This window comes from Pirellulaceae bacterium (assembly GCA_029243025.1).
GTDB lineage: Bacteria > Planctomycetota > Planctomycetia > Pirellulales > Pirellulaceae.
The window spans coordinates 35275-48449 of sequence record JAQWSU010000034.1; the positions used below are offsets into that span (position 1 = coordinate 35275).

At 53.2% G+C, this 13175-nt stretch carries 5 protein-coding genes; 4 read left to right on the forward strand and 1 reads right to left on the reverse strand.

Annotated elements, in window-relative coordinates; genetic code table 11:
* Positions 1-90 precede the first annotated feature (90 nt).
* The 3 genes from P8N76_16405 (at position 91) to P8N76_16415 (ending at position 7119) form a co-directional block, all read left to right on the forward strand.
* Positions 91-1584 carry a sulfatase-like hydrolase/transferase gene (locus P8N76_16405; protein ID MDG2383253.1) on the forward strand — a complete coding sequence of 498 codons (1494 nt, stop codon included), beginning with the start codon at positions 91-93 and terminating at the stop codon, positions 1582-1584.
* 193 nt (positions 1585-1777) lie between these two features.
* Complete coding sequence (locus tag P8N76_16410) at positions 1778-3307, forward strand: arylsulfatase (protein ID MDG2383254.1); 1530 nt, start codon at positions 1778-1780, stop codon at positions 3305-3307.
* Positions 3308-3510: 203 nt separating this feature from the next.
* Positions 3511-7119, forward strand: coding sequence for a PQQ-binding-like beta-propeller repeat protein (locus P8N76_16415; protein ID MDG2383255.1), 3609 nt, complete (start codon positions 3511-3513; stop codon positions 7117-7119).
* Between the two features lie 850 nt (positions 7120-7969).
* Here P8N76_16415 and P8N76_16420 read toward each other — a convergent pair.
* Entirely contained in the window at positions 7970-8806 is an 837-nt protein-coding gene (locus P8N76_16420; GenBank protein ID MDG2383256.1) for an enoyl-CoA hydratase, read from the reverse strand.
* Positions 8807-9033: 227 nt separating this feature from the next.
* Between P8N76_16420 and P8N76_16425 the strand changes: the two genes are divergently transcribed.
* A complete protein-coding gene (locus P8N76_16425) occupies positions 9034-13137 on the forward strand; it encodes a DUF1592 domain-containing protein (protein ID MDG2383257.1) in 4104 nt (1367 codons plus the stop codon).
* The last annotated feature ends 38 nt before the right edge of the window (positions 13138-13175 follow it).

Sequence of the window (13175 nt, forward strand, 5' to 3'; positions counted from 1 at the left end):
ATACAACGCGGCGCCGGCCTATCCCTCGGAGAACTTACCGTGACCCACTCCCCTCACACGCAGTTTTGTTCGCAAATCGTCCTTGCCCTCCTGCTCACAACGGCACCCATCGCGTTAGAAGCCGGGACGAATCCCGACAGCCGTCCGAATATCCTCTTGATTGTCACCGACGATCAGGCCCCTCAAACCCTTCGAGCCTATGGCAACACCGTTTGCGAAACCCCCAACATCGACCGCTTAGCTGCTCAGGGCATGACCTTAGACGGTGCCTATCACATGGGCTCTTGGGCTGGCGCTGTTTGCACTCCTTCGCGTCATATGATCATGACTGGCCGTACGGTCTGGCACATTCCTGACCGAGCGCGTTCCCGACGGAACCGAAAGGCAACCGGGCGTAATCCAAACGAGGGCAACTCGAAATCGGTGCCCCCCAATCTAGCCGAACAATCGTTGCCAGCCATTTTCAACCGGGCTGGATATGACACGTTTCGCACCTGCAAAAAAGGAAACAGCTACGAAGGAGCCAATCAACAGTTCACGGTCCGCCGCGACGCAACCAAACGAGGCAGCGAACCTGCAAACAGCAGCCAATGGCATGCGGATCAAACCATTCAATACTTACAGGAACGCGTGCAGAGAAATGACCAGGATCCGTTTCTTATATTTCTGGGCTTTTCACATCCCCATGACACGCGTAACGGAACAGCGGAACTCTTACAGAAGTATGGTGCAGAGAATGTCAAAGAACCACCGACAACCCTTAACCCTCTCGCTCCGACCTTGCAAATCAACTATCTGCCGGCCCATCCTTTTCCTCACGGGCATCCAGGATTACGCGACGAAGAAAAAGTTTCCGGCGTCCTGAAATCTCGAACGGAATCCACAATCCGCAATGAACTTGGACGTGAATACGCATGCATCGAACACATCGACATCCAGATTGGCCGGGTGCTCAAGCAACTCGAAGACATGGGGGAACTCAAAAACACTTATGTGGTTTTTACCGCTGACCACGGTATCGCCGTTGGAAGACACGGGCTGACCGGCAAACAGAATCTCTATGAGCACACGTGGCGCGTGCCGCTCATCGTGCAGGGCCCACAAATCGAGCCGTCGACTCGATCCCAAGGAAACGTTTACCTCCTTGATATCTTGCCGACCCTTTGCGATCTTACCGCGGTAGCAATCCCGAAAACGGTTGAGGGGGCAAGCTTCCAAACGGTCCTGCTAGGCGAGCAGAATACCATCCGCGAGGTGCTTTATGGCGTCTATTGCGGCGGCACCAAGCCAGGCATTCGTTCTTTACGTCACGGTGATTGGAAGTTGATCAAGTATGACCTACTCGGTGGCGAGATACGCCAAACGCAATTGTTCAACCTCAAGTCCAATCCCAACGAATTGTTACTGGAACACGCCAGTCCAAATGTCACCGCTCTGACGGGAAATCATCCGAATTCGGATCAGCGAAACCTGGCCGATGATCCACGATATGCGGAAGTGCGGCAAGACTTAGAGAATCGATTGTTCGCTGAGCAGCGTCGGCTTCACGATCCCTACCGACTTTGGGATCAACCGGCCCCCTAACGGCTTTCGCTCAGACGTCCATTTCAATCCCCAGAATAGAAATACCAATCCGATTCGACACCGCTCTTAGGCGACTAAGTAGCGGTCAACTTCCCAAACCCTTCCTTTGCGATGATTGCAACTCGCACACCGAATCTTCCATTACAACTTGGACCCAACTACAATTCACCTTCGGCACGAAATCCTGCTTACCATGCATTCAAATAAGCCACCTGCCAACCTTCTCTCGATCGTATTGACATTGCCCTTACTCACCCTTGTCGTCAGCGGGTTACAAGCTGCCGAACTGGCGGGTAATCGTCCGAATATCATCCTGATGTTGTCGGACGACATGGGTTATGGCCAACCGGGCTTCACAGGTGGCAATCCGGAACTCACCCCCAACATTGACCGGCTTGCATCCCAAGGTCTGCAACTCACACAATTCTACACGCATTCCGTATGCGCACCCACTCGCGGAGCTTTGCTGACAGGCCGTTATGCCTTTCGCAACTGGATGGATTGGCGTTCAGAAGATTTCGGCAAGCCTACCTATCTGAATCGGCTAGGTCTGTCGCTGGCCGTCAATCAGGCGGGAGAAACGACCCGTCGTATTCATGCACTTGATACGAACGAGCGGACAGTCGCGGAAGCATTACAAGAAGCCGGTTATTTCACTGCACTCATCGGAAAATGGCATTGCGGCGAGTGGTTGAAGGAACACCTTCCGATGCAACAAGGGTTCAATCATCAATACGGTCATTATGCCTGGGGTATCGATTACAACAAATTCATGATCCCCCACAATGCGCCGGTGCCTTTTGTCGTCTACGATTGGCACCGAAACGAACAACCGCTGCAGGAAACCGGCTATTCAACCGATTTAATCGCAGCGGAAACAGAACGTGTAATCGCCCAACAAACGACTCAACAACCGTTTTTCATCTACGTCCCCTTTAACGCCGTCCATGGACCGATCGATGTTGTCCCTCGACACACGAAGCGTTTCACTGCCCGTGAGGCCGCCTTAAAGTGTTTGGACGAAGCCGTCGGACGAATCGTTGCCGCTGTTGATCGCCATGGATTCACGGAAAACACTCTCGTTATTTTCACTAACGATAATGGTGGCTTGACCGAAGAAAGCAACCGCCCATTCCGAGGAACCAAGAATACAACCTATGAAGGGGGCGTGCGAGTTCCCTGCGTGATGCGTTGGCCCGGCAAGTTCGTAGCGGGGAAAAAACATAATGGAATGATGCACATCACTGACTTTTTCCCAACCTTGGTCAATTTAGCGGACGGCAGCTTGCAGCAACCCAATCCAATCGATGGTATCGATATGACTGAGATGCTCGCGCACCAGACGCCGAGCCCGCGAACCGAAATCATCTACGAGGTGAGCGGGAGCGTCCGTATGCCGACCTTACGGCAAGGTGATTTCAAATTAATGGGTGATATGCTCTTTAACATCGTTGCTGATCCCTCGGAACAGACTGACGTCGCTGACCAGCACCCTGAGATGGTTCAACGCATGAAGTTACGGTTAAAAAAGGTCGGCCAAGAGCGGCCCCCTTTGGGAGACAAACCACTCTTGATGAGTCCATCCCTCCCTTACGTTTACGGGCGGGACGAAAACGACACACCACCCGAATGGTTGATCAAGCAGGTTAAACAGGTCAGAAGTACACAACCGAAAGAATGGCCTGCGGGTAAGACCCCTTGGCCGCAAGCCCCCCGTAAATAGAGGAGGCCGGCAAAAGCCAACTTTTTCTCCGTCGACCTGCGCCGATTGCCCGAGCTCGCAGCGAATGGCAAGCTGCACCCAAGCGACTTTCCTCCAACCGACTTGATCTTTCTGTTGGTCAAGCTGGATTCGAGCGACCACTATCCGTTAGAATTGGCGGTAGTGAGATCCGTTCGCCAGGAAATCGAAGGGAAGCTGCAATTATGTTTGCGATGATTACGTCTCTGCCAACTCATTCACGGGCATTGAAGCTGCTGAGTTATCTGCTGACAACCAACTTGTTATTAATGGCAACTACTGCCTCCGCAAGTTGGCCCACGTATCAACACGACCATTCACGTAGCGGATCGACCTCGCAACAGCCGCCCAAATCGCCAAGCGAACGCTGGGTCTACCAATCTCCGTCTCGCCCCGTTCCTGCATGGGACGAGCCAGCATTATGGGATGGCTGGTCCAAGGTACATGACCTGAAGAATCGGCAACCTTTTGACAAGGCGTTTCACGTTGCCGTTGCGGAGGGACGTGTCTACTTCGGTTCATCGATCGACGATCAAATCCACTGCGTCGACGCTTCCACGGGGCAACAGCTTTGGACCTTTTTCACCGAGGGTCCGGTCCGATTGGCGCCGACGGTTGTGGGGGGCCAATTGTTTGTGGGTAGCGACGACGGATTCGTCTACTGCCTCGATGCGGAAAACGGAAAACTAAACTGGAAGAGTCGACCCGGGCCCAATGACCGGCGCGTGGTAGGCAACGGACGAGTCATTTCTCCATGGGCGATCCGCACGGGCGTCGTCGTCGTAGACGACACGGTCTATTGCGGAGCGGGCGTGATCCCCTCCGAAGGTGTTTACGTTGCGGCGTTGAATACGGCCGACGGCAGCGAGCGATGGAAAACGCAGATGTCCGACCTCCCAGCCCAGGGTTATATGCTCGCATCGAGTAGCCGTTTGTATGTCGTAACTGCCCGGGATACCCCTTTGGTGCTGGATGCAAAAACCGGCAAACGCCTCTTCAAGGTAAAAGGGGGAACCGGAGGAACTTATGCGTTACTGGCGGGCGACACATTACTGTATGGCCCGAATAAAACGGGTGACGTCAGCATGGTCGGCCAAAACCAAGACGTGCTGGCATCCTTCCGAGGCAATCACATGATTGTCGCGAGACCTTGGTCCTACCTCCAAAATAACGATAAATTAACGCTTTTGGACCGCGCTACCTACGTGAAACTGTATGCCGAACGAGGCAACGTGGCCAAAGAGATACAGGCCGTTACCAAGAAAATGCAGGCTGCCAAGAAGGCTGATAAAACCAGCGAAGCCGACGCACTTGAAGTAAAACTGGACAACGTCAAATCGAGACAAAAACAGATTGCCCAAGAGCTCAAGGACTGCCTCAAATGGGAGGCAAGCTGTGACTGCCCTCATGCCTTAATCCTAACCGATGGAGCCGTAATTGCTGGCGGAGATGGCAAAGTCATGGCAGTCGACGCGGAATCTGGCGACGAACTTTGGCGCCGAGCGATTCCTGGCAAAGCGTACGGTCTCGCTGTGAGTGATGGAAACTTGTTTGTCAGCACCGACGAAGGCGCCATCCATTGCTTTGCCGATATCGATGATAACGAACCTGATCCACAATTGCCGACTCGGGTCACCCTGCAATCCTACCCAGGTCCTCGAGTCACCGATGCCGCACAAGGCCCGGTCGAATTCCACGGACCATTTACCGAATTCATTTCTCCGACAGCCGCTCGAATCTCCTGGGACTCAACTGAACCGATGACATCGGCGGTAACCTTTGGCGTCGATACGAGTGGCCCATCGACACACAGCAAAACGGAGCCCACTCGGTATCACGAACTGGTGGTGGAAGATATTGAACCTAACGTGGTTTATCGCTTCAAGATCGGCGGAACCACCGCAGCGGGTCGCGAAATTGTCTCCCCCGAATACCGCTTCGATGCCTTCCTGAATTACCTGCCAGTCACCTGCCCAGACCGGCCATCCCCCTACCCCGAAGATCAACTTTCGTCTCAATATCGGACCTTGGTGCAACAACTTCTCGATCGATGCGGAGCACGACGGGGCCACGCACTCGTATTGGGAGCGACCGATGGACGATTAGCTTACCAGTTGGCCAAACTAAGTGATTTGAAAATCACCATCATTGAGCCAGATTCGACGCGTGTGAGTCAAATCCGAAAACAAATGGCTGCGGCCGGTCTTTACGGTTCGCGAGTTGCCGTGCACCAACGAGATCTCAATCACCTACCTTACGGTCCCTTCCTGGCCAATCTGATCGTATCCGAGCGTATGCTTGACGACGGCAACTGGCCGACGAGTTTCCAAACAAGCTATGATTGCCTCCGACCGGCCGGAGGGACCTTCGCGCTTTACACAAACAGCTCGTCACCTAACACCACTCCCCAAGCGCCCGGCTTTGAAACCGTGGCCTGGGAACCCAGCCAACTCGCGGGCGGACCCTTGTGGACGCACCGCCGTGACAAGCTTCCCGGCACGGGAGAATGGACCCACCAGTACGGCGGAACGGACAACTCCGCCTGCAGTCAGGATGACGTCGTTCAGGGTGAAATGGGCGTGCTTTGGTGGGGTCGCCCTGGCGCCCGCCCCATGCCCGACCGGGGAAATCGTAACCCACCTCCCGTTTCGGCCAACGGAAGACTTTATATCCAAGGCAATCGCACCTTGTTTGGAGTAGACGCTTACAACGGCGCCATTTTATGGGCAAAACAAATCCCCAACATGCGACGTGCCAACATGCCACGTGACGGCTCCAACATGGTCGCCACCGATGACCATCTGTACGTGGCGATGGGTGATCGCTGTGTTGCTTTTGATGGACAATCCGGCGATCGTTTGAAAGATTTCTCTGTTCCTGAATCAGAAACGGATCAAGACTACCACTGGGGCTACGTTGCTCGACAAGGGAACCAATTAGTAGGTTCAGCCGTTCAGCGAGGCGCCCACTACCTTGGCGACAAGGGGGAATGGTACGACAGCGGCGAGCAAAAAGACGTCGCCCGAGTAACCAGTGCGAACATCTTCTCAATCGACACCTATACGGGTGACCAACAATGGACATATAGCCAGGGTGTTGTCATCAACTCCACCATCACCATTGCTGACGGTCGCATTTACTTCATTGAAAGCCGCAGCGCTGATGCACGCGACGCGGATTCGGGCAGACTGGTTGATGAACTTTCCAAGGACCAATATCTCGTGGCTTTGAATGCCTCCACAGGAAAGCTTGTTTGGGAAATTCCCTACGACTTCAGCAAGTGTCGCTCAGTAACCTATATGACACACGGTAACGGGACCCTCCTCGTTACCGGAACCGACAAAAAGAACATCTTCCACACTTACGCCTTCAACTCCGAAGACGGCCAAGAACTGTGGCAACACGAAACGAAAGAACTCAAGGGCCATCACACCGGGCACTTGGCGCATCCAACCATCGTTGGAGACCTCGTGTACTTCAACAAACACACCTACGAACTGCGCACCGGCAAAGTCCTGGGCGTACACAAATTCAACTGGCACGGATGTGGCGTGATGTCCGCTTCCAATCATTCCGTCTTCAGCCGCTACGAATATCATGGCATGTTGGACCTGAAGACGAACGAACGAACTGAATTCCTGGGCATTCGCAGCGGTTGCTGGCTAAGCCTCATCCCGAGCGGGGGTCTACTCCTGGCACCCGAAACCAGCGCGGGCTGTTCTTGCGGCCACTCGCTTCAAACGTCCATCGCCTACGTTCCGACCAAACTCATCAAACTTGAGCCCAACGAATGAGGCGACCATGCCGCCCGCACGACGAACAATTCTCTCACTCGTGACGCAGCTGATCCAACGGAGCCACGGCCGTTTCCGTGAGCTTTCGTGCAACGACTCCGCATCATCCAATCACTAGCAGCAACAGCCAAAAACCACCAACAGACAACCGAAAATTATCGAGGATCTGTTGAGATCAAACCCGAGTCAGCGAAACCCTCCTCGGAAGGACACCCAAAGAAAACAGTTGCAGGGTCGCCGGCACCATCGCTGCGATACAAAATGCGCGAAGATTGGCCCGGTTGTAGACAATCACAACGGTAAAGCTGGACACCATCACAATCTGAAAATTGACGATGCAAATCTTGAGCCGATCATTTGGCACCATCAATAAAATCAACGCAGCGACCAGAAACACGAGAACAGCGATCGATACACCAAGATAAAGCGGAATCTCTCGCCCCGTTTCGGGATCCCCCTTTGCTCCTCGCGAACTTGTAAAAAACGTCGCTTTTGATAAGCGACGAGCAACACAATCGCAGCGACCAACATCCCCCCCTCATTGATGATCCGTCCCACACCGACAAGCCTGATATTTCCTGACGAGCGCATCACATTGCCCACGAATGCCGTCACCAAGCCAAGCCTCATTACGTCATCGACTCAGCGTCTTCCATTTGGAGCAGCAGGTTGGAGCTCAGACTTACCTGGCATGCCATCATCCGTCATCTGTGTTACCTTTTTTCATCCGGCGATCTTGATTGCCATCCATCAGCCAGGACACCTAAACTAATCTATTGGTTGGCGAATTTCAGCACGCAACCATCGTGGTGAAACTCTCGATTTTTCTATTCCGCCACCAACGTTGAAATCATTTACCAGTAAATCGGGGCTCTCGCTTTTCCAAAAAATGAGCGACACCTTCTTTGAAGTCATGACAGCTAAAGCTTCTCACCATCAAATCATTCGCACTATCAATGGCCTCATCCAGCGACTGAAAAAGAGCTTCGTAAACCTGTTGCTTCATCATCCGCAGCGACCGTGGGGAAACCTTTGTCGCAAGATGAATCGCATACTGCCGCACTTCATCCATGAGAGATTCCGCCGAGATCACGCGATTCACCAGACCTATCCGAAGCGCTTCATCTGCATCGATCATCCTTGTCGAATAAAGCAGATCAAGTGCGTTACTGATTCCGATCAAGCGAGGCAATATCCAACTGACTCCGTGCTCAGCAATTAACCCCCGCTGGGCGAAAGCCGTTCCGAAACTCGCTTGATCGGAGGCAAAACGCACATCGCAATACAGCGGCAAAATGAAACCTAATCCCACCGATGGTCCATTAATCGCGGCAATCACCGGTTTCGAGATAGCCGGAAAGTAACTGTAAGTGCGTTGAAAATCGACTGACGCCTGCGAACTTCGCCGAGCCGGCAACAGCTTTTCCCGAACTTCGACCAGACTTGCGGTGGCCCAGTCGATTCCCGCAATCCAGGAAAGGGCCTCCAAATCGGCTCCCGCACAAAACCCGCGCCCCGCTCCGGTAAGGACAATCACCCTTACCTCATCATCCCCTTCAGCCTGTTTCATCGCGTGAAAAAGTTCATCTTCTAGCTCACGCGTCAAGGCATTGAGTCGATCAGGCCGATTCAGCGTAATCGTGGCGACTCGCTCGTCAACGTCGTATAGTAGCGACTCGAATTCCATCAGACTCTCCCCTTTATGGATGCTCACCCGTCGCCATGCGGGCAACTCCGCATGATCGCGAAAACGTCATCCTAGCGATGCACCGCCGGTCTTGCCATTGCAGGAGCCAACTTGCCAACTGGATCGACAAATTTTGGCGTCGCCCCAACATTTCTGCTAGAATATGCGCCAATTCATCCCTCTTTTTTCTCGCTCGGTGACACAATGATTTCTCGCTCGGTGACACAATGAAATTCATTAGGTTTGCCCTGCCGATCGTAATCAGCGCAATTCTGCTCGCATCAACTGCACAAGCCGATCCGAGCGCCGAATTTCAAGCGTTGCAGCAAAGCTACCAGGCTACCATTCGGCCATTGCTCTCGACCTACTGCAACGACTGCCACTCCACCGAGGCCAAGGAAGGCGAACTCGATCTCCAACGATTCACAACGTTAGACGCGATTCGCGAAGATGCTTCCGTTTGGCAACGGGTCCGCACCATGCTTTCCAACGGTGAGATGCCGCCCGCTGACAGCGAACCCTTACCACCCGAGCAACGCAAACAACTGCAGCTTTGGGTCAACACTTATCTTCAGGCAGAGGCTTTTGCGAACGCCGGAGACCCGGGCCCAGTAGTCCTTCGGCGCCTTAACAATGCCGAATACACCTACACGATTCGCGATATCACGGGCTTGAACGCTCTGTCTCCCACTCGCGAGTTCCCGGTCGATGGCGCCGCTGGGGAAGGCTTTACAAACACGGGAATTTCGTTGTCGATGTCACCCTCGATGCTACAAAAGTATTTAGCGAGCGCCAAAGAAATTACCAATCACCTCGTACTGTTACCAGATGGAATTGCCTTTTCACCGCACCAATCCAGGCGAGACCGCACCGATCATTTGATCGGACAGATTCAATCGTTTTATCGCAAGTATACGGATCACGAAGGAGGCTCACAGGTCGACCTCCATGGCATTAAATTTGCGACAAACCAGGGCGGGCGACTTCCGTTAAGTCGCTATCTGTCGGCCACCCTGGAGGAACGGGATGCTCTGACAAGTGGATCCACTTCGATCAAACAAATCGCGTCAGAGCGTGATCTAAGCGATAAATATCTAGGCCTGCTTTGGGACAAACTGCAGAGTGAGATCGACCAGCGAGAAGATCCACTCATGTACAACTTACAACAACAGTGGAAAGCTACCCAAAGCCCCGAACTACTGCTCGCCCGGATTACGGCTTGGCAACAAGCACTTTGGTCTTTCAACGCCATCGGGCATTTCGGCCGCGAAGATGGTCCATCCTCATGGATGGAGCCCCGCACCCCCATAACATTCAAACAGATCGTCAACTGGCAATTACCTGACGTGGGGGATCGCGACCACGTTACCTTTTATTTGATTACCGGACATGCGGGTGATGGAGTCGCGGAAGACGTCGTCGTTTGGAAGAAACCACGCTTGGTCGCCGAAGGTCAACCGACCCTAGCGCTTTCCGATCTCCAGGGTGCCGAGCAAAGAATTCATGATACTCGGCAAGCCATGCTGGGAAAGATAGACTTCTATCTCGCCGCAGTCACCCAGATTATTTTAGAGAAAAGTACCGCGAACACAGCTGCACAAGCTTTCCGAATTGACCCACTCTTGCTCAACAACTGGCTCGATTACCTGCGCGCGGGAGGTGGACCTGTCACCGTACAAGGTCACTTTACCGAGCAAACGCTCTCTGTAGCAAACTACGACTTCATCAATGGATGGGGTTCGAACGCGACGCCCTCGATCGTCGCGAATTCCTCGGATCAAGCGGTGAAAATCCCAGGTGACGCCAAGCCGCATGCCATGCTGGCCCATCCATCACCAACCAATTTTGCCGCCGTTGGCTGGCAGAGCCCTATCGACGCCCATCTAACAATCGAGGCCATCGCAAATGACGCTCACAACGCTGCCGGTAACGGTATCGAAGTAGCGGTGCAACATCGCACCAGTGCCTTCTCCGGTTTGCTCTGGAAAGCCATTTTACCGGAAGGCGGATCGGGCAAAATGGTCCCACACACCTTGCGAATTCGAAAGGGGGAACTAATTTCATTCCTCGTCGGCCCCCACGAAGGGAACCACGGCTACGACCTAACACAGTTCAATCTGATTATCCGAGAACCGACCGGCCAAAAACGAGTTTGGAACCTAGCCGCAGACGTGTCAGCCAATCTCACAGAAAGCAATCCTCGCAACGACAACTATGGACACGAAGCCGTCTGGCATTTTTTCCAAGGTCCCGTCGAAGAACACTTCAGCGCAATTCCCACCACCGCGGTAGTTCCAGACAAATCATTACTAAGCCAGTGGCAAAACGCATTGACGCCTACACAACAAACCCAGCTGGCAAGTAAGATTCGCAAGTTGGCCCTCGGTGCTCCCCCGGTTGAAGCCGACAGCCCCAACGCCAGGCTGTATCGACAATTGCAAAGCTTTCCTATTCCGATGGACCATCCCAAAGTTGCCAGCTCAGGCTCAACCGATGCACGTTTTGGCCATCCGCCTGCCAGTGAATCCATGAGTCCCTCCGACTTGGTCGTGAAAGCCCCAAGCATCACCGAATTCCGCGTTCCGGCCCAGCTTGCCAAGAACCGAAACTTGGTGACCGAAGTTGTACTTGATCCAACACACGGCCGGGAGGGCAGCGTTCAAGTCAAAGTAACGCAGGAAAAGCCCGGCAGTATCGACGCATGGCCTGATGTTTCCTTGATCTTGACCGAAGGAAGCGACACCCACAAACGAATTCAAAAGGGATACGCACATTTCCGCGAACTCTTCCCGGCTGCCTTGTGCTATGCAAGAATTGTTCCTGTGGACGAGGTCGTTACACTTGCCTTATTCCACCGGGAAGATACCCCGTTGAAAACCTTGATACTGAAGGACCAGGAAGCGGCAACTCTCGACCGACTTTGGAACCAATTATTATTCGTCAGTCAAGAACCCTTCCAGTTGGCCGTGGCGTTCGAACAGATTTCGGAATTCGCCACGCAAGATCGGCCAGATTTAGTGAAAGCATTTCGCCCCACCGCGCAGAAAATCCGCGAACGTGTTGAAGCTTTCGAACAACAACTTGTAGCGACCGAGCCCGTTCATCTCGAATCCGTCATTGAATTGGCGAACCAAGCTTGGCGGCGCCCCCTCTCGCAAAAAGAACGACAGCAGCTTCGCGACTTCTACCGAACGCTACGTAACGAACAATTCAATCATCCTGAGGCCATACGTCTCACGTTGGTTCGCATTCTGACGTCTCCGGCTTTTCTCTATCATCAAGAGTCACCAAACGCTGGACACGAGCCCAGTCCCGTTTCAAACGAACAGCTTGCCAACCGACTGAGTTATTTCCTCTGGTCGTCCCTTCCCGATTCAGCGCTGCTGCAAACAGCTTCCGCAAATCGGTTAACAGAGGATACGGTCTTAGTAGGGGAAACTCGCCGCATGTTGCAGGACCCACGTACTCGTCGACTGGCGATCCACTTTGCCTGCCAATGGCTTCACGTGCGAGACTTTGACCTCAACATCGAAAAAAATGAAATACTCTATCCGCAGTTTTCGAAACTAAAATCAGCGATGTACGAGGAAACTGTTCGATTCTTTGAAGACATGTTTCGTAACAATGGCTCAATCCTTGACCTGCTCGATGCGGACCATACGTTTTTAAATGCGGAATTAGCACAACATTACGGCATCCCCAACGTAGACGGAGAGGAATGGCAACGGGTCGACGGACTGCGTCAATTCGAACGCGGTGGAATCCTGGGAATGGGAACTTTCCTGGCGAGCCAATCGAGCGTCTCTCGAACCAGCCCCATTCTGCGTGGCAATTGGATTTTCGAAACGCTTCTCGGTGAACGTTTACCGCGTCCTCCACCAAATGTGCCCCAAATCCCAGAGAAACTACCGCCAAATCTGACCGCCCGACAAATGATCGAGCGACACAGTTCCGAAGCCGCCTGTGCAAAATGCCACCAGAAAATCGATCCCTATGGCTTCGCCCTCGAACAATTCGATACGATTGGACGTTTGCGTCCTCAACGAGTTAACACCACCACGAAATTGGCCGATGAAACTTCTATTGAAAACGTTGATGCCCTCAGACAATACCTACTCAAGCAACGACGAGGAGCGGTAGTCGACCAATTCTGTCGGAAACTACTTGGATACGCGTTAGGCCGTTCGGTTCGTCTTTCGGATGAGCCGTTACTCGCAACAATCAACCGTCAACTAGAAACCAATGACTGCCGTTTTTCAACGGCAGTCGAACTGATCGTAACTTCCCCCCAATTCCGAAAAATTCGGGGGCGTGAATTCGTCGCACCCTAGCTCGACCATCTAATCTGTACCGTAATAACTCGCCCTCC